A 23,219-nucleotide genomic window follows, 5' to 3' on the forward strand; every position below is an offset into this window, starting at 1 on the left:
AAAGCGCTAGCCGAAAGGCTGGCGTTTTTTTTTGCGTTTTTTTTTGGATTTTGTCACGTATTGTCAAACGCCACGCTAGGTAGCGTGGCGTTTGCACTTTCTGCCATTAATTTTGCGTTATGTATAGATTACGGGTGTACCGCAATTTATTCGGGTTCTCAACGTTATAACCGCCTACTTTAGGGCTTTTAATCACACTACGTGTGTAGAAGTACAGCGGAATGGCTGGCATGTCGCGAGCAAAAATACGCTCAGCTTCTTGATAGTAATCGTTGCGTTTTTCCGGGTCGACGACCGTCAAAGCCTGATCCAGCGCGTGATCATAATCTTTATTCCCCCAACTGGTTTTATTCATACCGTCACTACTGAAATAGCTCAAGAACGTCGATGCTTCGTTATAGTCACCAATCCAACCGTCTCGGGCGACATCAAAATCTTTTTGCAGCACTTTTTGTAAAAAGGTTTTCCACTCTTGGTTGGCTAAGTTGACATCAACCGGGAGGTGGCGTTTCCACATCGAGGTTACTGCCAGTGCCAGTTTTTTGTGTGACTCCATAGTGTTGTAAACCAGTTCAAACTCCAGTGGATTGTCTTGCGTAAACCCGGCTTCCGCCAATAAGGATTTGGCTTTTTGATAGCGCGCATCCTGACTCATTTCCGCCCATTCAAGCTTGGGTGCCTCAAAGTGGTTAATCGCTGGTGGGGTAGCGCCATACGCAGGAATTTGGCCTTGGCCGAGAATAATATCGGTGATGATGTTTCTATCAATGGCATAAGATAAGGCTTTGCGCACTCTGACATCGTCAAAAGGGGCCTTTTCGGTATTAAATAAGTAATAATAGGTTGCCAAAGACGGCATGGTGATCAATTCATTAGGGCGTTCTTTTTTGATTTGATCATACGCTTCCAAAGGGAAGCTCGAGGTGATATCGATCTCGCCGGTACGATAACGGTTATATTCAGCATTGACATTACTTGATGCAACATACGAAGTCTTATTAATCACTGTTTCTTTGTCGTTCCAATAAAGCGGATTTCGCTCAAGATCAATGCGCTCATTAATGACCCAGTTAGTGAGATTGTAGGCACCCGAGTTCACCATATTGTTGGGGCGAGTCCAGCTGTCACCAAACGCTTCAAGCGCATGCTGTGGTACTGGATACGTTGATGAGTGAGTCAGCATATTGGGGAAGTAAGGCGTACGACGTTCCAGGGTAAACTCAACCGTGTGATCGTCAATGGCTTTAACCCCGAGTTGCTCTGCTGGCTTTTCGCCGTCAGTGATCGCTTTTGCGTTCTGAATATTGGCGGTCCCTAAATACCAAGCGTAAGGCGCACCTGTAACAGGATCGACGACGCGTCGTAAGGTAAAGATAACGTCGTCGGCCGTTATAGGCTCACCGTCTGACCATTTCGCATCACGTAGATGAAACGTATATTTAAGTCCATCGTCACTGATTTCCCAGTCTTTCGCCAGGCCGGGCACAACCTCGCCTTCTGGATTACGAATCATTAACCCTTCAAATAAATCGGAGATAATTTTATTGCTGGCGGTATCGCTGGATTTGGTCGGGTCTAGTGTTGGTACTTCACCGGCGACGCCCCAAATGAGGGTCTGTTCATTAGCGAGGGTGACATTCTCTGGCACTTGGGCGGCAAACGCTGAACTGCATAATGTTAACGCCATGGCACTGGCGAGTATCTTGATTTTCATAAGCCTTCCTTGGTTGAGTGTTTTGTTAATAAATCTTAACAATCAATAGATTAACCCTAATTGCTGATGAAATAAAACCTAGATGAAAGAAATATGATGCGCGTTGGTGACAGCAATAAAAGGTGACACCTCGCGAGCAGCATTAAACAGGGGTTTAAGCGATTAAAGCAGCATGATCGTTGGTCTTCCCGGTGTTTGTATGGCTAAGTTGTCATGCTTTTAGCATAGAAACACGATGACTTGCTAAGCTCGTTGGATTATGCGAGCCTCAAACATTCATCTTAAATCAAATAAAATCAAGGCAAGGAACTGCTTCTGACTGTTACAAGGAGAGTAAAATGAAAGTGTACGGACATCCGCTGTCAATAAATGTTCAGAAAGTGATGTGGTTGATTGAGGAGCTGGATTTAAGTATTGCGCTAGAAGAAGTCGATATTCGTCATAGCCATCGTGACGCACAAGCCATCGCTGAGCGTTGTCCGATGCAACAAACCCCCGTTTTAGAAGACGGCCCGAATAGCGTGTGGGAGTCACATACCATATTGCGCTACCTCGTTGCTTGTTATGGTAACAAAATGTGGTATCCGGATTGTGCGTTTCAACGATCATGTTATGAACGCTGGATGGACTGGTGTCTCTCCTCATTCCAACCCGTTATTAAAAGGGCGTTATTCTCTTCAGCCTCTGACCACCCACAAGCTATGTCTTCACARGCTATGTCTTCACATGCTATGTCTTCACAAGCTATGTCATCACGAGAAAAGGCGCTAGAGCAGTGTCGTTATCATCTGGAACGAATCGATGAGGTACTGGCGGAGCAAAAATATCTCGCATCAGATCGCATAACATTGGCTGATATTGCGATAGGAAGTTTGATCCATAGCTTGCATAATGAGGCGTCTTTAACCTTGCCACCTAATATCTCTCGCTGGTATCAGCAGTTAGCTGATTTGCCAGGCTATCAGCGTTGGATCATGCAAGCAGAGTCGACTCTGCCTGCATAATACAAGCCTTAACACTGTCTTTGTTACAGTGTTTTTAGGGGGCCGACCACGCATAACGCATTCTGGTAGCCGGGTTGCTGCTCAACTTGCTCCAGATAGCGAAAAATGTTGGCGTGATGTTCGGTATGAAGCTGTGGGCGCGCTGCCAATAATGGAAAACTCATTTGAATATCGGCCGCTGTGATTTGGTCCCCACAGAGCCATTGATGATGCGCTAAATGATTATCTATCATAGCGAAATGGTCGTGTAACTGCGGCGTCAGGAACTGCTGCTTCACACCATCCATCAGCTTCCGGGCTAGGGGCCGAATAAAAAATGGCATGGGAGATTCTGGAATTTTACTGAATATCAGAGACATCACCAATGGTGGCATCAGAGAGCCTTCGGCATAATGCATCCAGTATCGATAGAGGCTCTTCTCTGTTTTTGTTTCAGGTATTAAGCTGCCATCCCCGTATGTATCTAACAAATATTCAATGATTGCGCCAGATTCCGCAATCACAATGTCCCCGTCTTCGATCACGGGCGCTTTCCCCAAGCTGTGTATTTGTTTCAACTCACGCGGTGCGAGTTTGGTTTTTGGGTCACGCTGGTGGCGAACCAACTGATATGGAACCGCCAAAGACTCCAATAACCAAACAATACGCTGAGACCGCGATTGTTCTAAATGATGTAAAGTAATCATATCGGACCGTTTTAGACTGTAATTTAAAAACTAGGCTCGGGATAACGTACGACTCTCATGCTGATTCGATCAATAATTATTGGCAGATCATTGGGTAAGAGCGGGAAGGACTTGTCCTTCGATACGAAGATCCGGACTGATTTCTTGAATATTTGTACCGCGAATATACAGATTGCCGCCGATATAGATATCGTCAGGAATAGCGTTTATCGGCGAGTTCGTGAGGTATAAATTGCCTTCAACAAATAGACGCTGAGGGAGCGCTGTCAATGGCGTATTGACCAAGCTTAAATCGCCTCGCACCACGAGGTTAGGGGGCAGACGCGTTATTTGTGTATTGGTCAGGTTAATATAGCCACCGACTTTCATTCTCGGTAGCTGCTTCAAAGCGGTATTGGCCGCGTTAAAATACCCGCCCACCTCTAATCCGCGAGGTAGCCGTACAATATCACTGGCTTCAATATCCAGGTACCCTTTTGTTTTGAACCCTGCAGGGAGTGCTGTAATCGGCGCAAACCGCAGTTTTACGTTACCGTAATTATCTATGTAGCCGTGGAAGCGAAGGTCTTGTACAAACTGGCTAGCGGGCTCATTCATTGCCAATGTCGGATAGACAACTATCATTGGAGTGATCAACAGGCAAAATCTGACAAGAAGTGCGCGCATAAGAGTAGGGCATAATGGCTAGTGTTTGGACCAATGTAGAGCGTTTTGGCAGATATTCAAGCTGGTTGAGCTAGGCAATCATCGAAAATGTGGTTTGCTGCGTATGATTTTGCAACATTTATCTTGCAACACTTATTATGACAACGAGGTGCCAGTGAAAAGCACGCACTATAAAACTTTGCGCTTGGTGCTGGGCGATCAGCTCAATGCGAGCCATTCATGGTTTAAACAGACCGATGACTCTGTGCTTTATTTGGTTGCGGAGCTTAACCAAGAAGCCACCTATGTCAGGCATCATGTCCAAAAGGTAAGCGCATTCTTCGCGGCGATGGCGGCCTTTTCCCATGCACTTGAGCAAGCGGGTCACCATGTCTGTTACCTCACTTTAGATGACACTCAACGCTATCAAGATTTACCCGCGCTAATAAGTGCTTTGTGTGAACATTATCAGGTAAACACCTTTGCGTATCAGCGGCCGGACGAGTATCGGCTTTCGCAGCAACTCATCGCGCTCAATCTCCCCAATAAAGTGGCAATCCAATGTGTTGATACAGAGCATTTTTTATTGCCTTACGAGCATATAGCGACTCAGTTTACGGCGAATAAACATCGTAAAATGGAGTATTTTTATCGGGATATGCGTCGCCAGTTTGGTGTCCTGATGGACGGTGATGCGCCAGAAGGAGGACGCTGGAATTACGATCAAGATAATCGTAACAAGCTCAAAAAAAGCGATTTAGCGGCCATTCCGTCTCCCTTAGTATTCAGTAACGATGTTCGCGATATTTTAGCTCGTATCGAACGGCATAACGTTGCGACGATCGGTGAACCTGCACCAGACCTACTCTGGCCTGTGACACGATCACAGGCGAAAGCCTTGTTGGATCACTTTTGCCGTCATTACTTGCCTCTGTTTGGTCAGTTTCAAGATGCCATGACGGGTCGTAGCGATCACCAATGGAGCCTCTATCACAGCCGTTTGTCGTTTGCACTGAATGCAAAGTTACTTCATCCCATGCAGGTTATTACCGTCGCGATTGAGTATTTCCGACATAGTGATGCCATCAACCTAGCGCAGATTGAAGGCTTTGTGCGTCAAATATTAGGCTGGCGGGAGTACATCCGTGGCGTATATTGGGCAAATATGCCTGCTTATGCAGAGAAAAATGTCCTCGAGGCAAATCGACCACTCCCGCGTTATTTCTGGGATGGGCAAACCAAAATGCGCTGTGTGTCTCAAGCGGTGACCCAGTCATTGCAAACGGCCTACGCACACCATATTCAACGACTCATGGTAACGGGGAACTTTTGCTTGCTAGCCGGTATTAACCCGGATGCCGTCGATGACTGGTACTTATCAATTTATATTGATGCGATAGAATGGGTTGAGATGCCTRACACCAGGGGGATGACGCAATTTGCTGATAACGGGTTGGTTGGCACGAAACCCTATGCGGCCAGTGGCGCTTATATTAATCGCATGAGTGATTATTGCGGGGATTGTCATTACTCAGTGAAAGAGAAAGTGGGGGATAACGCGTGTCCACTGAATGCACTTTATTGGCATTTTATGCAGCGTCATCGCGATCGCTTTAGTCGAAATCCAAGAATGGCTATGCCTTACAGAAACTGGGATAAAATGGACGCTGCCCAGCGCGAGGCCATGCTTGAGCGTGCAGACTATTTGCTTGCTCACCTCGATAATCTCTAGTGTTGGTGGTCAATACCTCTTTACGGTGCGCTTACTGCCAATAAGCGCACCGTGTTGTGTCATTCTTGACTGATCACCGCCGCTATTGGGTGTTTGGCACCACTTGAATCTCAACCCGACGATTCAATGCGCGATTGGATGCACTGTTATTGGCAACGAGTGGACGTGTTTCGCCAAATCCAGAGGTATAAAGGCGCGCATTGTCGATAGACTGGCTGGCAAGATAGCGTTTAACGCTCATCGCACGTCGCTCAGACAAGCCTTGGTTGTATGAGGCCGCCCCTGTGTTGTCGGTATGGCCCTCAATGCTTAAAAAGGTTTTGTCGTATTTGCGCATGACGTTGGAAACCGCATTGAGGGTAGGGTAGAAGTCGGCGGCGATAGCATCTTGATCCAATCCAAAGGTAATATTCGATGGCATGATCAAACGGATATTATCCCCTTCTCGCACTACTTGAATCCCGGAGCCTGCCAATTCCTCACGGAAAGCCTGCTCTTGCTTATCCATATAGTTGCCCACCGCGGCACCACCGATCGCGCCAATGGCCGCCCCGATGAATGCGCGTTTATCTTTGTGGTTAGAGGTGGACTTACCCGCAATCGCACCGGTGATTGCGCCAATGGCCGCACCTTTTTGGGCATTCGACATGGATTCACAGCCTGTTAATGCCAGTGAGGCAGTCAAAACCGCAACCGCAGTCAGTTTATATTTTGTTCCCATTGTGTTCTCTCTATCACAAGTTAGCGATGACTCTACTCTATTGCATGTTAGACATTATTCTTCAAGAAAGTGTCAAAAAAATGATTTTCTGCTGATGTTTTAAACACAATGGACTCCGTCGCAGACACAACTCTCAGTTTTGTCTTTTATTTTGTTTATCTTGCCTAGCAAATTGCGCTGGATCAAAATGTGACGAACTAATGGCGTGTTACAAAATGGCATCAAAAGGGGAAAGCACTTTCTGCTAAAACCTCTGTTATCCCTACAAAAGGAGTCAAGGATCATGTCGAGCACTTTCTTTATCCCAGCGGTTAACCTTATGGGTGCCGGATGCCTTTCAGAAGCCGCAGACGCTATTCAATCGCATGGATTTAAAAAAGCCCTCATTGTCACCGATAAGGTGCTGAACGAAATTGGTGTCGTCAAACAAATCGCGGCGTTACTGGATAGTCGCCAGGTTGACAGTGTGGTGTATGACGGTACTCAGCCTAACCCAACAACCGGCAATGTGGCGCAAGGCCTTGAGCTTTTGCAAGCGAATCAATGTGACTGCGTGATCTCTTTGGGTGGCGGATCGCCGCATGATTGTGCGAAGGGTATCGCTTTAGTTGCCACGAACGGCGGCCATATCAGTGATTATGAAGGTGTCGATCAATCGGCGAAACCTCAACTGCCACTGATTGCGATCAATACAACGGCCGGCACGGCATCTGAGATGACGCGTTTTTGTATTATTACTGAAGAAAAACGTCATATTAAGATGGCGATTGTCGATAAGCATACCACGCCAATTATCTCGGTGAATGATCCTGAGCTTATGCTCGCGAAGCCAGCTTCACTAACCGCGGCGACCGGAATGGACGCATTAACTCACGCCGTTGAAGCGTATGTATCAACCGCCGCGACACCGATCACGGATGCCGTCGCGCTCAAAGCAATGACCTTGATTCAAGAGCACCTTCGTACCGCCGTGGCTGACGGACAGAATATTGAGGCACGTGAACAAATGGCTTATGCGCAGTTTATGGCCGGTATGGCATTCAATAATGCGTCGCTCGGCTATGTGCATGCCATGGCACATCAGCTCGGCGGGTTTTATGACCTCCCTCATGGTGTGTGTAACGCGGTATTGCTCCCCCATGTTCAGCGCTATAACGCGCAAGTCTGTGCAAGTCGTTTACGCGATGTGGCAACTGCGATGGGCGTTGATACCGAAAACATGACTGAGGATGAAGGTGCGAAAGCCGCAATCCAAGCGATTCAGTCGTTGTCAACGGATGTAGGTATTCCTGCAGGTCTGAATGAATTGGGCGTTAAACAAGACGATATTGATGTGTTGACGGAAAATGCGCTCAAAGATGCTTGCGGGTTTACCAATCCGAAGCAAGCAACCCATGAAGAAATCGCTAAAATTTTCATGGAAGCCATGTAATCAGCCGCTAAATCGATATTGAAGAACAAAAGGCCTGAGTGATCAGGCCTTTTTTAATCGGCGTTAATCGCTTCTGTCTTCCACTTCGACGATTTGGTTTTGGCAAGTCTGACCGCTTAGTACGATCTGAATGTTCGCCAATGTGGTCTCGGCAATGTTGTGCAGTGCTTCTTTGGTTAAGAAAGCCTGGTGGCCGGTAATCAATACGTTGTGGCAGGCTGAAAGSCGACGAAAYACRTCATCCACAATCACATCATTCGAYTTATCTTGGAAAAAGAGATCGCGCTCATTGTCGTAGACATCTAAGCCTAATGAGCCAATTCGGCCTTGTTTGAGTGCCTCGATGGCCGCGACAGAATCAAGAAGCTCGCCCCGACTGGTGTTTATCACCATCACACCGTCTTTCATTTGATTGAATGCGTTGGCACTGAGTAAATGGTAGTTCTCTTTAGACATGGGGCAATGTAAAGAAACCACATCACTTTGCGCATAAAGCGTTTCTTTTGAAACATATTCCGCCCCCAGTTCAAGGGCCTGTGGGTTTTGATAGGGATCGTGGCAGAGTAGACGCATCCCTAGGCCGTTGAGAATGCGCATGGTCGCAATACCAATTTTTCCTGTACCAATAATCCCCACTGTTTTGCCATGAAAGTTGAAGCCGACTAAACCCTCGAGTTCAAAGTTCGCGTCGCGGGTACGTTGATACGCTTTATGGAAACGACGATTAAGACACATCATCATGCCAACCGTGTGCTCGGCGACCGATTCAGGCGAGTACGCGGGCACGCGCACAACCGTGATCCCCAGTGATTTAGCTGCGTCGAGATCGACACGGTCGTAGCCAGCGCAACGCAAGGCTACGAGAGAAGTCCCTGCCTTTGCGAGAATTTCAAGTACGGGGCGAGACAAATCATCGTTTACAAACGCACAAACCACCTCGGCACCTTGCGCCATTTTGGCTGTTTTGTCAGTGAGTTGGAAATCATGAAACTCAAACGTGTACGCAAATGCGTCGTTGACATGAGTAAAGGCGGCCTTGTCATAAGATTTTGCGCTAAATACGGCAATGGTCGTCATTAAATAGCCTCCGGTTTAATCGGGGGAGGTGAATGGTCTCTATCAATAACGTGATTTTGATCAGAAATAAACCATTAAATTTATCAGGATAATCGTGTCGGTTATGGTACGAAATTGCAAAGCCGAACTTGTGTTCGGCTTTGATAATGTTGTGTCTCCCTCGCTTGCCTAGAACCTAATAGTGGCATTAATGCGTATATCTCGGCCAGCTGCTGGCACGCCGGCAGAAAGGTAGGGTGAGTAATATTGATCGGTAAGATTGACGATAGTGGCACGTATTACAAAATCATCACTGGGCTTCCATTCACCATACAAGTTTTGGAAAAAGTAGGCGTCACTTGCCACGTTTGCAGTGTGCAAAGAAGGCTCGTTAGGAACACGATCTTGCTCGTCCCAATATTGCCCTTGCCATGCGATTTGAATGGTATCTGTCAGTTGGCGTCCGATACCGAACATTGCACTTAGTGGTGGGGTTTCGTACCAGTATTCGTCTGCGCCCGTGCTATCGCGCAATGATCCTTTATGTTTCCCCCTAACAATAGAAACAGACGCATCGGTGAACCAATCGTAGAGACGATATTGTAACTGTGCGTCGAGGCCGTAGGTATATAGCCCTTCTAGGTTGGTATAGTAGCCTTCTTTTTGTTTTGTCGCATTTATGCCACGACGCTGAGCAACGTCATGAATGATGTCATTCCAGAACAGCGTGACCTCAGTAGCAAGGTGATCGCTTTCAGTCAACACACGTTGATGCTCATTAGTCATACCTAATAGATACGCATTGACTCGAGTCACGGAAAGATCCCGACTTGTCGAGGCCCGTTTAGAGGCTCTTGCATACTGCACCGTATACAATTCGTCAATTGTTGGTGCTTTCAAGCCATAAGCATAGGCGGCTTTGATTTGCGTAGATGGACTGACATCGTAGACCAATGCAATACGCGGCTCCCAACCCTGGTGAGTAACAGCACTATAGTCATGACCCACAGATGGGTCGTTATAATCAGGTGCTAAATTCGGAACGCCCTCTGATCGAATATGGTTATAGCGCAGCGAGGCGGTTAGTTCGAGATCTGGAGTAATGAAGTATCTATCTTGGACAAACGCACTTTGAGTTCGCTGTTCACCAGATGGTTCAAAGTTTGGTGTATAGTACCCGTAGTTTTTCGCTGGTTTTTTTCGATAAGTATGATTGTAAACGCGAGAGTCTCGGTTTTGGTCTTGGTATTGAGCGCCGATCATAATTTCGTGATCACCGAAGTGGCTAGTATTCGTCAATTCTGCAAACCAACGCTCATATGATAACCATACCTGATGACCGTATTGACCCGAAGAAATATAAGATTGATAGGTGCTGTCGGGTCTCTCCCAATAACGATGGTTTTGTGAATGTGCGATCACGACACTAGTGTCTATAAAGTTATTAAACGGTTGATAGTGGTAATTCAGGGTACTGGTATACTCGCGATAATGATTATCCACCGATGTGGCAAATAATGCCGCTTCGTAGCTACCATACTTATCTATTTTGTAATCACTAATCGAAGGCATGGCGCCGCGTCGATTTGCCCACGGTTTTCTTCCCTGGTCGTCATACCGTGTGTGGCTTAACATAAAATCATGCGCACCAGATTGATAATGAATTTTACCGAGCAAGCTATGTTGGGCGTAGCCCGAGAAATCAAATGTCTCTCCGTTTCCTAGCTCAATATCATCTGCATCACGTTTTGACCCATGGAGCAATACCGACCAGCCAGAGTCGGATTTGCCAAAGGCAGTAATACTGCGTTTCCATTGTTGGTTCACGCTATTAAAGCCAGCCTGAGCCGTCGCACCGATTGACTCATCCGCATCAAGAAAGTCTGCAGCTTCTTTTGTTTCCATAATAAAACTGCCGCCAAAGGCGCCCACACTGGCACGAACGTTATGATCGCCTTTTACCACGCGGACAGATCTTAGCAACTGAGGATCGAGGAAAAAACTGCCATATCGATACTGTTGAAATCCGACTGGAGCACCATCTATACGGACAGATAGTGCTGAGGGGTGAGAAAACCCCCACACATTGATACGTTCACTGCCTGGGCGCGCACCGGCATCAAGTGAGACGCCGGGCATTTTCATGACCAACTCTCCGATGTTATGAGCCTGTTCGCGTTGAATATCGTCCAGCTCTAAAGTCGATTTTCCCGGTGAAATAAGGGTAATAGGATGGTTTAGTTGCTCACCTTGCACCTTAATGGTTTCAATGCTGTCGGGAGAGCGATTCGTGTTAGCACTGGCGGTATGAATGCCAATAGCGAAGGCTGCCAAAATGGCAAAGCATAAAGAAGGATACGGCATACTCATAATACTTTACTGACGTATAAAAATGCGCACTATACGCCGGCTAATCACAACTATCAATGCTAATGAGATTGATTATCACTTGTGCGCGTTGGTTATTTTTGTTGCCAAGCAGTATGATTATGGGAAATTCTTAAGAGGATATCCCCCATGTTTACCGGAATTATTCAAGCGGTGGCAAATATTGACGTTTGTCGCGATCACCAAGGTATTCGAACGTTCGATATTCGCTTCCCAGATGGTTTTTGTGATGGATTAGAAATTGGTGCCAGTGTCGCCATTGATGGCGTATGTTTGACGGTCACTGAGCGATTAGAAGCGAATCTTGTGCGTTTTGATGTGATGCTACAAAGCTTAGCGATAACGACGTTACGTTCGTTTAATACTGGCGATAGCGTGAATGCGGAGCGAGCAGCGAAAGATGGCGCAGAAATCGGCGGACATCCGTTATCGGGGCATGTGGATTGCTGTGCTTTAGTGCATGACGTGCTGTTTCAAGAGGAAAATTGTCGATTGCGATTTTCCTTAGCAACGTCATGGATGCGCTACATCTTTGCCAAAGGTTATATCGCTATTAATGGTGCAAGCTTGACCATTGCCGACGTAAACAAGGATGAAGGGTGGTTTGACGTTTGGTTGATCCCAGAGACGCGGCGAATGACAACGTTCGAGCGAAAGACTGTCGGTGATTCCGTTAATATAGAAATCGAGCGACAAACCCAAGTGATGGTGGATACCGTGCGTGATACGTTGAGCGAAAAGCTTGGCCCCTTACTTCCTGTGCTCGAATCGTTAGCAAAGGAGAAAGGGATCGATCTTGATACACTTGGGGTCTCAATGCCAACCTCTCGATAACAAAAAGATAACAACAAAGCGCGCTCCTCAACGATCACTGCATGGATATGAGGGGCGCCAAGCCTTGCCATCCCTAGCTTTCTAGCAATCCCACTGTGTTTGCGCATTTTGTGCGCGAACGTGCTCAAATAATGATGTAGTTAACAAAAATGTCAGTATTAAGTCATAAAATTATGCTCGAACGCTCATTTTTGTTGTGAGTTTGTTTTCGAGATGCTGTGATTATGCAAAATGGTAGTGTGGTTTTGAACGTGTACCCCTACTAACAGTGACAAGGATAATCATCATGAAAAAAGCATCGTCGACTCTATTAGGCGAGTGCGTGTCCGAGTTTATCGGCACGGGCTTGCTCATTTTCTTTGGCGTGGGTTGTGTGGCAGCGCTGGTACTGACTGGCGCCGATTTTGGTCAGTGGGAAATCAGTATCGTCTGGGGCTTTGGTGTGGCGATTGCCATTTACTGCACAGCAGGTGTCTCAGGCGCGCATATTAATCCTGCCGTTACCATCGCTCTCGCGGCCTTCCATGGCTTTGATAAAAGTAAAGTTGTTCCCTACATTATTTCGCAAATGCTTGGTGCGTTTGCGTCCGCCGCACTTGTTTACAGTCTATATAGCAATCTTTTCGTCGAGTGGGAGTTAGCCAATAATGTTGTTCGGAGTAGCCCCGAGGCCTTAGCAACCGCAGGTATCTTCTCAACGTATCCGCATCAAGCTCTGTCTTTCATGGGTGCCATGGCGGTTGAATTTGTGATCACAGCGGTGTTGATGTTTGGCATCTTAGCGCTAGGCGATGAAAATAATGGCGCTGCACGTGGCCCAATGAATCCATTACTCATCGGTATTTTGATTGCGGTTATCGGTGGCTCGTTAGGTCCATTGACCGGTTTTGCAATGAACCCTGCGCGTGATTTCGGTCCTAAACTATTTGCCTTCTTTGCCGGATGGGATTATGCCCTGACAGGCGCACGCGATATTCCGTACTTTATTGTGCCCATTGTCGCACCAATTTTAGGGGCCTGTTTCGGTGGTTGGCTGTATCCAAAAGTGATTGCCCCATACCTGCCTCAAGAGGGCCATGGTTGCACCATTCCTAACCAGTGTGATGATGAGGAGCTGGAGCTGGCTGAAACCGAGACGCAAAAAGTAAACGCATAAGTAGCATGGGCGCGTTAGTGCGCCATAACGACTAAAATATAAGAGATAGAAGGAAACCCGATTATGTCTGCGCACAAATATATCGTTGCTCTAGACCAAGGTACTACCAGCTCACGCGCCGTCGTCATGGATCATGACGCGAATATTGTGGGTGTGTCTCAGCGCGAATTTACCCAGATTTATCCTCAAGCCGGTTGGGTCGAGCATGATCCAATGGAAATTTACGCGACACAAAGCTCCACCTTAGTTGAGGTGTTGGGCAAAACGGGTATCCGTAGTGATGAGATTGCGGGTATCGGTATTACAAACCAGCGTGAAACCACGGTAGTCTGGAATAAAGAAACCGGAAAACCTGTGTACAACGCGATTGTGTGGCAATGCCGTCGTACCGCCGACATTTGTGATGACTTGCGCGAGCGTGGTTTAACTTCATATGTTCGCGATAACACTGGGCTTGTACTTGATCCGTATTTCTCAGGTACAAAAGTGAAGTGGATTTTGGACAACGTCGAAGGCGCGCGAGAGGACGCAGAAGCGGGTAAGCTATTGTTTGGTACCGTGGATACCTGGCTGGTCTGGAAAATGACCCAAGGGCGTGTGCATGTGACGGATTATACCAATGCGTCACGAACTATGTTGTTTAATATCAATGATATGTGCTGGGATCAAAAAATGCTCGATGAGCTCGGTATCCCCGCTTCAATGTTACCTGAAGTGCGTCGCTCTTCTGAGGTATATGGGCAAACGAATATCGGCGGTAAAGGCGGGACACGTATTCCAATTGCTGGGATCGCGGGTGACCAACAGGCTGCGCTATTTGGTCAAATGTGTGTAGAAGCCGGACAAGCGAAAAATACCTACGGCACAGGGTGCTTCTTGCTGATGAATACCGGGCAAGAGAAAGTTACGTCTTCTCATGGCCTGCTGACGACGATTGGTTGTGGTCCACAGGGTGAACCTTCTTATGCGCTTGAGGGCGCGGTCTTTATGGGCGGAGCCTCTATCCAGTGGTTACGTGATGAGCTTAAAGTGCTCGAAGACGCGCATGATTCTGAGTATTTTGCCACTAAAGTCGATACGTCAAATGGTGTTTATGTGGTCCCGGCTTTCACGGGATTAGGCGCCCCCTACTGGGATGCATATGCCCGCGGTACCATTGTAGGCTTAACGCGCGGTGTGAATTCAAATCATATTATTCGAGCAACATTGGAAGGGATTGCTTACCAAACGCGTGACGTATTGGATGCAATGCAAGCCGATTCAGGTATCAAGCTAGCGGCGTTACGCGTGGATGGTGGTGCCGTTGCCAATGACTTCTTGATGCAATTCCAAGCCGATGTGCTTAATACGGAAGTTCACCGCCCCGAAGTGACCGAAGTCACGGCGCTGGGCGCGGGTTATCTTGCGGGGATGGCTGTTGGTTTCTGGGGTAGCTTGGATGAGTTAAAAGACAAAGCGAAACTCAATCGCAGCTTTGAGCCTCATCAGGATGAAGAAAAGCGGAACCGTCGTTACCGTGGTTGGAAGCGTGCGGTAAAATGTGCTCAGGCATGGGCACAGCTTCATGATGAGGAAGAAGACATTTAATTACGTCTAAATCGAGTCATCTTGAAAAGGCGCGTTTTCGCGCCTTTTTTTATGCCTGAACGCAGACGGATGAACTCTGCTTTATTGGATAGCAGAGTAACAACGATCTGCTCCTGCTACGTTAATCCTGGCTTTACGGTTCACAATTCACGCATTTTTATAACACTTATTCTACACTTATCACACTCGATAATAATTTTTCGAACATTAATAGTGACCGCAAACGAAAGTTGATATACAGTTACACCCATCAATTAATGTTCGTTCGCTCATATATGGACAAGGTCGGCTAATAATGACTACGCATAATACTCATCAAGAAGCATTACTCGATATTATCGTCGTGGGAGGCGGTATCAATGGTGCAGGCATCGCTGCAGATGCAGCAGGCCGCGGGCTTAATGTTGGATTGTACGATGCAAAAGATTTCGCATCGGCCACATCATCAGCAAGCTCAAAGTTGATTCATGGCGGGCTTCGCTATTTAGAGCATTATGAATTTCGTTTAGTTTCCGAAGCGCTCGCAGAGCGTGAAGTGCTAATCAACAAAGCGCCGCATATTGCCTTTCCTATGCGTTTTCGTTTGCCGCATCGCTCTTATCTGCGCCCCGCGTGGATGATTCGTTGTGGCCTCTTTTTATATGACAATTTAGGTAAACGTTCGACGTTACCAAGTAGCCACAAAGTGGATCTCAGTAAAACCGGCTATATGAAAAAAGAGATGAAGATCGGTTTTGAGTACTCTGATGCGTGGGTAGATGATGCGCGTCTCACACTGCTTAACGCTCAGTTTACCAAAGAGAAAGGCGGTGAAGTCCGTAACTATTGTAAAGTGGTGACGGCAGAGCGTGAAAACAATATCTGGCGTGTTACCTTAGAAGATGCACACACCGGCGAGCGTTTTGAGCGCAAGTCGAAAGCCTTGGTGAATGCAACAGGGCCTTGGGTCAAACAATTCTACGACGATAGCCTCCATGAAAAATCGCCACGTGGGATCAAAATGATCAAAGGCTCTCATATGGTGGTACCACGTATCCATCAAGATCCACAAGCCTATATTCTGCAAAATAATGATGGTCGTATTGTATTTGTGATCCCTTATCTGGATAAGTTTTCACTGATTGGTACCACGGATGTTGAACACAAAGCGGATCCGCGTGAAGCTAAAATTGATGATGCTGAAGTTGATTATCTGGTTGATGTGGTCAATCAGCACTTTACGCACCAAATCAAACGCGAGGATGTTATTTGGACCTACAGTGGTGTGCGTCCTCTATGTGATGACGAATCGGATTCACCGCAGGCAATGACACGTGACTATACCATTGAGTTAGAGCAGCAGGGCAGTCAAGCGCCGCTCGTATCCATCTTCGGCGGTAAGCTCACCACTTATCGTAAGCTGGCGGAGTCCGCGATGCGTAAACTCGAGCCATTCTTTGACAAAATGGGTCAGCCTTGGACCGCAAACGGAACGTTACCTGGTGGTGACTTCAGCTGTGGTCGCGATGATCTGGCCATGTCAATCAAGCAACGTTACCCGTGGTTAAGTCACGAGACGGCGCAGCGATTTGTGGACACATACGGTACTTGCACCCATCAGTTGATGAAAGGCTGCACCAGCGAGGCAGATATGGGACGTCAGTTTGCAGATGGTGTTTATCAAGCTGAGCTAAATTATCTCATTCAACACGAGTTTGTGCAGCATGTTGAAGACGCGCTATGGCGCCGTACGAAGCTTGGTCTCTATTTGACTGAAGAGCAGGCTGATGCGATTAGCCAGTACATCGAGCAACAGCGCGTCAAGGTGCATGCACTGCCATTGAGTGAAGCGAGCTAACACTCGGTAAAGTGAGTCGTTCAGAGAACAAGATTCGATGACTAAAAAGAGCGCCGACCATCGGCGCTCTTTTCTATTGGTTGGTGTTAGTGCCTTTTCGTTAATGCCTTTTAGCCGATAACGTACTGCCTAACGAGGCAGTGATTACCATACCGATGGCGAGCCATTGGCGCAGTGCAAGTTGCTCGTCGAGAACCAATAGCCCTGCCATTGCGGCAACGGCGGGCTCTAAACTCATCATCACACTGAAGGTTTGCTTAGGCATATTTCGCAGCGCGATCATCTCTAACGAGTAGGGAATAGCGCTAGAAATGAGTGCCACCGCAATGCCCAATGGCAGCAGTTGCCACTGGAGCAGAGCGCCATCGGTGGCAACGTAGCCCGCGGGTACAAGATAGAGCGCAGCAACCGTCATCCCCAGTGCAACAGTGCCGCCGCCTGGCGCTAGATTACCCGCTTTTTGACCAAATAAAATATAGCCAGCCCAGCAGCCCCCGGCGGCTAGGGCGTATGCAACCCCTCGTGGGTCGAGGGCATTTACGCCTGATAGATCCGGGAGCAATGTGATCACACCGCCGACGGCGAGCACAATCCAAAGGCTGTCCCGCGCGCGCCGTATTGAAAGCAATGCAACCAGAAGAGGACCCGTAAATTCGAGTGCAACGGCAATCCCGAGAGGAATGGTTTCAATCGCTAAATAAAGCAGCAGCATCATGCCACCCAGGCAACTGCCATAAACGCTAATAGCGCGCCAGTGACGTCCACGAGGCCATTGGCGCCAAGGCCGAAAAACCAGCCATAGTATCAGGGCGGAAAACCCGACTCGCAGAGCACTTGTCCCGACAGGCCCCACCAGAGGAAACAGCTGCTTGGCAAACGAGGCACCGAATTGAATCGCGCACATGGCGCCAAAAACACTCAATATAGCGATAAAAAGCGCGCGAGCCTGCATGTTTCCTCTCCTTGGTGATATTAAAGTCTTACCTTAACATAAAGAAAAAAAAAAGCCGCTCCGATGAGAGCGGCAAAGATTTTGGAGCGAATTGTCTCAATCCTAGTGTGTTAGCTAGAATTTCTGTTTGGCCGAGTCATAAGCTTCTTTAAGTGATGTTAATGCTTGTTCGGCGCCTTGTTTAATATCATCCCACGCCTCGTCACTGGCATTTTGAAGCTCATCAATGCGCGTTTTTGCTTGTTCTTTTCGCGCTCTTAAGTGCTCGATCGACTCACGGTATTCGGCTTTTGCATTTGCTGATGCGACGTTCGCTTTGGCTTCAAGCTTATCAATTTCTTGATTCCAGTCATGTAAGCGGCCGTGTAATTTTTCAATCATTTCTTGGCGTTGCATAGCATCTCCTTATTAGGGGTTTGTCATTACCCTTAGGCATTTTCTTCTACTTTAAGTTCATCAATGACACGCTCGACATCTTGGGCGTTTTCCGCCATTAAGACGGCTAGATCACGAACGCCATCACTTTTGACTTTTCCGGATAAGGTTGCCACGCCGTCTTCAACGGAGACATTAATATTGGTTCCGCTAATATCTGGATTAAGTAGCAAGCTCGTTTTTAATGCCGCACTTACTTTTGTGTCGACAACGGCTTGCCCTAAGTCTGCGGCTTTGCTGGCGGGTTGAGAAACGGTGAGATCATTTTCCACCTGACTGACCCCGTCGATTTGGCGCACAAGACCGCCAGCTAAGCTCTTATCCAACTCAGTGTCTACGTTTCCCGTTAAGATAACCACACCTTGCTCTACATCTGTGTTGATATCAAAGTTGTTTAGGTCAGTATTAACCATCAGCATGGATTCGGCTTTGCCATCAATCCACGCATCTTTAGCTTGGTCTTGCCACTGGTTTTTGCTGCTGTCTGCATATGCCGACGAAGCACCCAGTGTTAGTGCTAACCCCAATGATACGAACAAAGGATGAAATCGACCTTGATGAGTCGTCTTCATTAACTCCTCCTTTTTCCTATGAATGTGAGCAACATGGTGGCGTTGCTACCTTGAAGCCTGCGAATACTGTGCCAGTTTTAAATTTAATTAATAATCAGTTAGTTATGATTTTTCTTTTGCTTGTTTAACCATTAATTAAGTAATAATTACTTGTGTGGGTGTAATTATTACTTAATTAGTTGTAAGCGATGTGGCAAGGTCATGCGTACATTCGCAATATGAAAGGAAGAGTAATGTGTAAATCTCGCCTGTTTGCCTGTGTCAACCAAACCTCGGATATTGAGCTGCTTCAACCCGTACAAAGGCTAGAGCATGTTGATCTTTCTACATTTGATACGCCTACGGATCTTCTTCGCGCTGTTGAATTACAGCCGCCGGACTGGGTAGTGCTTGATATTGATTTAGACACTATGTGTACCGAAACGATTATTCGTGTGATGGGAGAATATCGACATACCCATTGGGCGTTAATAAGCAATGGTGCACCAAATCCCGCTTGGAATGCGCGAGTACAGGACTGTGCGGCAACTGTTTTTCGGCGACCGCTAGATGGTAAATCGGTTCAGACGTTGCTTATTGATCGCTTAGACACGCGCTTTGTTTCACATCAGACCGCAATCCCAGTGCTCAAAAGCCAAGCAAATCAATATGGTTATCTGTTGGGCTCGTCTGAGCCAATGCGATCGCTATATCACCAACTTCAACGGCTTGGACCAACGGATGCAAATGTATTGATTGTTGGTGCGAGCGGCGTGGGGAAAGAGCATGTTGCGAAAACACTGCATAGTTTGAGTCAACAAGCTGCCGCCCCTTTTATGGCCATCAATTGCGGTGCGCTGAGCCCGGAATTGATAGAGAGTGAATTGTTTGGTCATGTAAAAGGGGCGTTTACTGGGGCGCATCAAGATCACCAAGGTATTTTTTATCAAGCCGAGGGGGGAACAGTATTCCTTGATGAAATAACCGAGATGCCTCAAACACTTCAGGTAAAGTTGCTGAGGGTGCTGGAATCTGGTGAATATCGCCCTGTTGGTGCGACAAAGAATCAAACGGCCAATGTGCGTTTAGTAGCGGCAACGAACCGAGATACAGATCAGGCAATCATTCAGGAAAAACTTCGTGAAGATATCTATTATCGCCTTGCGCAATTTATTGTCACCGTCCCGCCTTTATGCGAACGAGGTGATGATATTCATGCACTTATCACGCATTTTCTCGCTGAACTTAATCATCACTATAACGCGCAAACTAGCCTAAGTGCAGAAGCTTTAAGCGTACTGACTCAGCATCGTTGGCCGGGTAATGTGCGAGAGCTGAAACATGCAGTTGAGCATGGTTTTCTATTAAGTAATGGACACATTGAGGTGTCGGACTTACCTAAAACGGTTGTTCGCAAGGATGATAAAATGACCGCTTCCTGCTTTATCCCTGAAGGAATGACACTCTCAGAACTAGAGCAGATGGCAATCAAACAATCTTTGGCTCGGTACAATGGTAATCGTCAACGCACAGCGGCTGCATTGGGGATAAGCCCGAAAACACTTTACAACAAATTACAGCATTGAATCGATATCGAGTGAAATAAAGCGGGTGATATCGCGCATACAGTAGACAAGTAACGGTGCGCAAGGGATCGCGCACCGTTTCGCAGAAGCAGTTTGGGCGTGTTCTAGTCTGATTAAGCTTTATTTTTTTTACTTTGTTGCCGTTGGCGCTGTTTCTTTAATTCGCGACGTTGCTCAATGACTTTTCTCGCTTCACCGCCGACGTGTTGTTCACCCCGTTCACGTGCGAGGCGAACTTGATATTCTCGTTCACGAAACGCAGCTTTTTGCGCGTCGGTGTGTTTATCGATACATTTTGGACAGGAGACGCCTTGTTCATAGTGCTCGCTTTCCATGTCTGCTTGGGTTATTGGCAGACGACAAGCGTTACACATTGCGTAAGAGCCTTTTTCTAATTCATGATTAACGGCAACTCTGCTATCAAAAACATAACATTCACCGTTCCATAAGCTCTCACTTTCAGGCACCTCTTCAAGATACTTTAGGATCCCGCCCTCGAGGTGATATACCTCATCGAAGCCTTTTTCTTTCAAAAATGCCGTCGACTTTTCACAGCGGATCCCGCCAGTACAGAACATCGCCACCTTTTTGTGGGTACTGGGGTCAAGTTGCTGCTCGACATAGTCCGGGAATTCGCGAAAGCTATCCGTATGCGGGTTAACGGCGCGTTCAAAGGTACCGATCTCAATTTCGTAATCGTTGCGCGTATCAATCACCAACACATCCGGATCGCTGATTAATGCGTTCCATTCGGTCGGTTTGACATAGGTGCCGACACTTTGGCGTGGGTCAATGCCTTCCACGCCCATGGTGACGATTTCTTTTTTCAGTTTTACCTTGGTACGACTAAACGGCTGGCTGTCTTCAAACGATTCTTTATAGTCAATATCGGCCAGGCGTGGGTCGTTTTTAAACCACGCAAATAGCGCATCCATATTTTCTCGTGTCGCAGCGACTGTACCATTGATGCCCTCGTGAGCGAGAAGGAGTGTACCGCCTATCTGATTGGCTTCCATTACCTCAAGCAATGGCGCTTGCAAAGACTGATAGTCTTCAAGGGTGACAAATTTGTACAAAGCACAAATGACATAAGTAGACATGTTTTTTCCTCTTGCTGGCTGGAGCGTAAATCCAGTGCATGGGTTATTAGGGGAATAAAGCAGGGCGCGGAGTATATCGAAATGACAACCCTCTAAACACCGACAGAAAGTATGGTTACTGAGCAAAAAAACGTACCATGCACGGCTTGGTGCGCTCCAACTGTTTCGCTCTCAAATCAAATAAAGCCTGTAACGGCGACATCAAAGCCAATATTTATGTGATAAAAATCATGAATTCGCGGCAAAGATATCGCTCATGTAAGATTATAGTCGTAATTTGAATGCGTTTTTAGTCACGCCATGTTTGTTTTTATTTTGTACTCTAACTATTTGTAGCTGGGCGTGACTCGCTGGCTTGTGGTAGGCGCTGAGCGATGGCTGCACAATCAAAGGAAGGAATTCGCAGATGCTTGAAGAATGGATTAATGCCTTCGTCGGCTTTATTTGGGGAAAGCCCATGCTCATCTTACTTGTCGGGGGAGGGATCTTTTTTACCCTATACGGCAAGTTTACGCCATTTCGCTATATGGGGCACAGTTTAAAACTCCTTACAGGGCAGGTTGATGATGGCTCGGGGCATGGTGACTTATCGCATCGAAAGGCCTTGGCAGCTGCCTTGTCGGGGACGCTTGGGCTGGGCAACATTGCTGGCGTCGCTTTGGCGCTCAGTGCGGGTGGTCCTGGCGCGGTATTTTGGATGTGGTTAACTGCATTACTGGGTGTGTCGACGAAATTCTATACCTGCACACTTGGCGTGATGTATCGCCACAAAGACAGCGAAGGTCGTGTACATGGCGGACCCATGTACACGGTGCGTAATGGCTTGGGTAACAAGTTTAAATGGCTCGCGGTGTTATTTGCTATCGCGGGATTAATGGGCTTTGTTCCCTCTTTTCAGATTAATCAGCTCGGCGCGGTAGTCCAAACACAACTGTTTCCAGGGATTGAGTGGCTAGAAAGTACGGCCTTTTCGTGGGGGCTGGGTATTGTCTTGGCTATTTTTGTCGGGTTGGTGATTTGGGGCGGCTTGAAGCGGGTTGCGGACGTTGCTGGCGCACTGGTTCCCCTGATGGCTGGAAGTTATATGGTGATGGCGATTGTAGCTTTGCTGCTCAACGCAGAGCGTGTGCCGGCGGTTTTTCAATCCATTTTTGCTAGCGCCTTTTCGCCTGATGCTATGTTTGGTGGCTTGATCAGTGTGATTATTGTTGGTGTCAGTCGAGGCGCTTTCTCGAATGAAGCAGGGATTGGCACTGAAGTGATGGCTCATAGCGCGGCGAAAACCAATGAACCGGTGCGCGAAGGCTTAGTCGCAAGTCTCGGGCCAATTATCGATACGTTAATTGTATGCAGTTGTACCGCTTTAGTTATCTTAGTTACGGGGGTATTGGACCAGGCTGACGGCATGCAAGGTGTCAGTTTGACGATGGCTGCTTTTAAAGCCGCATTTGGTGCGCCTGGTGCATGGCTATTAGCCGCACAAGTTTTGGTGCTGTCTTTTACCACTGTATTTACGTTCTGGTATTACGGGTATAAGTGTTTTGTTTATCTGTTTGGCGAAACGGCAGGACAGTACTACAAGTACTTATATCTCTCATTGGTGGTGTTAGGGGCGGTTGTATCATTGGATGTCGTCTTCTTATTCTTGATCGGCGCTTATGGCCTGATGGCGGTTCCTACGATGGTCTCTGGGCTGTTATTGGCACCAAAAGTCAATCAGGCGGCGAAAGCCTATTTTTCAAGTCAGGCATATAAAGGGGCAGCCCAGGTTCAGTCTCGCGCGCCTCATCATTAAACCGCTGT

19 protein-coding genes are annotated in these 23,219 nt (G+C 47.3%); 9 read left to right on the top strand and 10 right to left on the bottom strand.

Annotation, left to right across the window (positions count from 1 at the left end; genetic code table 11):
* Positions 1-106 precede the first annotated feature (106 nt).
* A complete protein-coding gene (locus BZG81_RS12295) occupies positions 107-1,714 on the bottom strand; it encodes a peptide ABC transporter substrate-binding protein (RefSeq protein ID WP_077605502.1) in 1,608 nt (535 codons plus the stop codon).
* Between the two features lie 338 nt (positions 1,715-2,052).
* On the opposite strand from BZG81_RS12295, the gene BZG81_RS12300 reads away from it, so the two are divergent.
* Positions 2,053-2,718: a glutathione S-transferase family protein gene (locus BZG81_RS12300; RefSeq protein WP_077677513.1), complete on the top strand. Its 666-nt coding sequence runs from the start codon at positions 2,053-2,055 to the stop codon at positions 2,716-2,718.
* Positions 2,719-2,741: 23 nt separating this feature from the next.
* Here BZG81_RS12300 and BZG81_RS12305 read toward each other — a convergent pair whose 3' ends face one another.
* Positions 2,742-3,404: a glutathione S-transferase gene (locus BZG81_RS12305; protein WP_077677514.1), complete on the bottom strand. Its 663-nt coding sequence runs from the start codon at positions 3,402-3,404 to the stop codon at positions 2,742-2,744.
* Positions 3,405-3,491: 87 nt separating this feature from the next.
* Positions 3,492-4,028 carry a hypothetical protein gene (locus tag BZG81_RS12310; RefSeq protein WP_077460883.1) on the bottom strand — a complete coding sequence of 179 codons (537 nt, stop codon included), beginning with the start codon at positions 4,026-4,028 and terminating at the stop codon, positions 3,492-3,494.
* Between the two features lie 145 nt (positions 4,029-4,173).
* Here BZG81_RS12310 and BZG81_RS12315 point away from each other — a divergent pair, with 145 nt between their 5' ends.
* A complete protein-coding gene (locus BZG81_RS12315) occupies positions 4,174-5,781 on the top strand; it encodes a cryptochrome/photolyase family protein (RefSeq protein ID WP_077677515.1) in 1,608 nt (535 codons plus the stop codon).
* Positions 5,782-5,863: 82 nt separating this feature from the next.
* Here the strand turns inward: BZG81_RS12315 and BZG81_RS12320 are convergent, their stop codons facing one another.
* On the bottom strand, positions 5,864-6,502 hold the full coding sequence (locus BZG81_RS12320) for an OmpA family protein (RefSeq protein WP_025744343.1): 639 nt from the start codon (positions 6,500-6,502) through the stop codon (positions 5,864-5,866).
* A 283-nt stretch (positions 6,503-6,785) separates the two neighbouring features.
* Between BZG81_RS12320 and yiaY the strand changes: the two genes are divergently transcribed.
* Positions 6,786-7,934: an L-threonine dehydrogenase gene (gene yiaY, locus BZG81_RS12325; protein WP_077677516.1), complete on the top strand. Its 1,149-nt coding sequence runs from the start codon at positions 6,786-6,788 to the stop codon at positions 7,932-7,934.
* A gap of 63 nt (positions 7,935-7,997) precedes the next feature.
* Here the strand turns inward: yiaY and BZG81_RS12330 are convergent, their stop codons facing one another.
* Together BZG81_RS12330 and BZG81_RS12335 are read right to left on the bottom strand one after the other, a co-directional pair.
* Entirely contained in the window at positions 7,998-9,011 is a 1,014-nt protein-coding gene (locus BZG81_RS12330; protein WP_077660898.1) for a 2-hydroxyacid dehydrogenase, read from the bottom strand.
* Between the two features lie 168 nt (positions 9,012-9,179).
* Positions 9,180-11,354 carry a TonB-dependent receptor domain-containing protein gene (locus BZG81_RS12335; protein WP_198533655.1) on the bottom strand — a complete coding sequence of 725 codons (2,175 nt, stop codon included), beginning with the start codon at positions 11,352-11,354 and terminating at the stop codon, positions 9,180-9,182.
* Positions 11,355-11,507: 153 nt separating this feature from the next.
* On the opposite strand from BZG81_RS12335, the gene BZG81_RS12340 reads away from it, so the two are divergent.
* From BZG81_RS12340 to glpD, 4 genes are all read left to right on the top strand, one after another.
* The gene (locus tag BZG81_RS12340) at positions 11,508-12,212 is read left to right on the top strand and encodes a riboflavin synthase (protein WP_025744340.1); all 705 of its coding nucleotides are present in this window, start codon (positions 11,508-11,510) and stop codon (positions 12,210-12,212) included.
* 286 nt (positions 12,213-12,498) lie between these two features.
* Positions 12,499-13,368, top strand: coding sequence for an MIP/aquaporin family protein (locus BZG81_RS12345; RefSeq protein ID WP_025744339.1), 870 nt, complete (start codon positions 12,499-12,501; stop codon positions 13,366-13,368).
* A 63-nt stretch (positions 13,369-13,431) separates the two neighbouring features.
* Entirely contained in the window at positions 13,432-14,955 is a 1,524-nt protein-coding gene (gene glpK / locus BZG81_RS12350; RefSeq protein ID WP_077460889.1) for a glycerol kinase GlpK, read from the top strand.
* A gap of 295 nt (positions 14,956-15,250) precedes the next feature.
* Positions 15,251-16,792, top strand: a complete 1,542-nt coding sequence (gene glpD, locus BZG81_RS12355) for a glycerol-3-phosphate dehydrogenase (protein WP_077677518.1) — start codon at positions 15,251-15,253, stop codon at positions 16,790-16,792.
* A gap of 100 nt (positions 16,793-16,892) precedes the next feature.
* Here glpD and BZG81_RS12360 read toward each other — a convergent pair whose 3' ends face one another.
* The 3 genes from BZG81_RS12360 to BZG81_RS12370 all read right to left on the bottom strand — a co-directional run bounded on the left by BZG81_RS12360 (position 16,893) and on the right by BZG81_RS12370 (position 18,751).
* Complete coding sequence (locus BZG81_RS12360; RefSeq protein WP_077660895.1) at positions 16,893-17,744, bottom strand: EamA family transporter; 852 nt, start codon at positions 17,742-17,744, stop codon at positions 16,893-16,895.
* A 114-nt stretch (positions 17,745-17,858) separates the two neighbouring features.
* Positions 17,859-18,140: a hypothetical protein gene (locus tag BZG81_RS12365; RefSeq protein ID WP_077457317.1), complete on the bottom strand. Its 282-nt coding sequence runs from the start codon at positions 18,138-18,140 to the stop codon at positions 17,859-17,861.
* Between the two features lie 32 nt (positions 18,141-18,172).
* Complete coding sequence (locus BZG81_RS12370; protein WP_077457315.1) at positions 18,173-18,751, bottom strand: BON domain-containing protein; 579 nt, start codon at positions 18,749-18,751, stop codon at positions 18,173-18,175.
* Between the two features lie 233 nt (positions 18,752-18,984).
* Between BZG81_RS12370 and BZG81_RS12375 the strand changes: the two genes are divergently transcribed.
* Positions 18,985-20,316: a sigma-54 interaction domain-containing protein gene (locus tag BZG81_RS12375; RefSeq protein WP_198532315.1), complete on the top strand. Its 1,332-nt coding sequence runs from the start codon at positions 18,985-18,987 to the stop codon at positions 20,314-20,316.
* 113 nt (positions 20,317-20,429) lie between these two features.
* Here BZG81_RS12375 and trhO read toward each other — a convergent pair whose 3' ends face one another.
* The gene (gene trhO / locus BZG81_RS12380) at positions 20,430-21,416 is read right to left on the bottom strand and encodes an oxygen-dependent tRNA uridine(34) hydroxylase TrhO (RefSeq protein ID WP_077457313.1); all 987 of its coding nucleotides are present in this window, start codon (positions 21,414-21,416) and stop codon (positions 20,430-20,432) included.
* Positions 21,417-21,822: 406 nt separating this feature from the next.
* Here trhO and BZG81_RS12385 point away from each other — a divergent pair, with 406 nt between their 5' ends.
* Entirely contained in the window at positions 21,823-23,211 is a 1,389-nt protein-coding gene (locus BZG81_RS12385; protein WP_198533656.1) for an alanine/glycine:cation symporter family protein, read from the top strand.
* Positions 23,212-23,219: the final 8 nt, after the last annotated feature.

Origin of the sequence: Salinivibrio sp. MA607, assembly GCF_001996245.1 — a bacterium.
Lineage (GTDB): Bacteria > Pseudomonadota > Gammaproteobacteria > Enterobacterales > Vibrionaceae > Salinivibrio > Salinivibrio costicola.

What these genes read in the sequence shown, in the direction of transcription:
- BZG81_RS12320 (WP_025744343.1), bottom strand. Translation starts at nt 6,502, where the DNA reads ATGGGAACAAAATATAAACTGACTGCGGTTGCGGTTTTGACTGCCTCA.
- BZG81_RS12345 (WP_025744339.1), top strand. Translation starts at nt 12,499, where the DNA reads ATGAAAAAAGCATCGTCGACTCTATTAGGCGAGTGCGTGTCCGAGTTT.
- glpD (WP_077677518.1), top strand. Translation starts at nt 15,251, where the DNA reads ATGACTACGCATAATACTCATCAAGAAGCATTACTCGATATTATCGTC.
- glpK (WP_077460889.1), top strand. Translation starts at nt 13,432, where the DNA reads ATGTCTGCGCACAAATATATCGTTGCTCTAGACCAAGGTACTACCAGC.
- BZG81_RS12295 (WP_077605502.1), bottom strand. Translation starts at nt 1,714, where the DNA reads ATGAAAATCAAGATACTCGCCAGTGCCATGGCGTTAACATTATGCAGT.
- BZG81_RS12340 (WP_025744340.1), top strand. Translation starts at nt 11,508, where the DNA reads ATGTTTACCGGAATTATTCAAGCGGTGGCAAATATTGACGTTTGTCGC.
- BZG81_RS12375 (WP_198532315.1), top strand. Translation starts at nt 18,985, where the DNA reads ATGTGTAAATCTCGCCTGTTTGCCTGTGTCAACCAAACCTCGGATATT.
- BZG81_RS12385 (WP_198533656.1), top strand. Translation starts at nt 21,823, where the DNA reads ATGCTTGAAGAATGGATTAATGCCTTCGTCGGCTTTATTTGGGGAAAG.
- yiaY (WP_077677516.1), top strand. Translation starts at nt 6,786, where the DNA reads ATGTCGAGCACTTTCTTTATCCCAGCGGTTAACCTTATGGGTGCCGGA.
- BZG81_RS12365 (WP_077457317.1), bottom strand. Translation starts at nt 18,140, where the DNA reads ATGCAACGCCAAGAAATGATTGAAAAATTACACGGCCGCTTACATGAC.
- BZG81_RS12305 (WP_077677514.1), bottom strand. Translation starts at nt 3,404, where the DNA reads ATGATTACTTTACATCATTTAGAACAATCGCGGTCTCAGCGTATTGTT.
- BZG81_RS12370 (WP_077457315.1), bottom strand. Translation starts at nt 18,751, where the DNA reads ATGAAGACGACTCATCAAGGTCGATTTCATCCTTTGTTCGTATCATTG.
- BZG81_RS12335 (WP_198533655.1), bottom strand. Translation starts at nt 11,354, where the DNA reads ATGCCGTATCCTTCTTTATGCTTTGCCATTTTGGCAGCCTTCGCTATT.
- trhO (WP_077457313.1), bottom strand. Translation starts at nt 21,416, where the DNA reads ATGTCTACTTATGTCATTTGTGCTTTGTACAAATTTGTCACCCTTGAA.
- BZG81_RS12360 (WP_077660895.1), bottom strand. Translation starts at nt 17,744, where the DNA reads ATGCAGGCTCGCGCGCTTTTTATCGCTATATTGAGTGTTTTTGGCGCC.
- BZG81_RS12310 (WP_077460883.1), bottom strand. Translation starts at nt 4,028, where the DNA reads ATGATAGTTGTCTATCCGACATTGGCAATGAATGAGCCCGCTAGCCAG.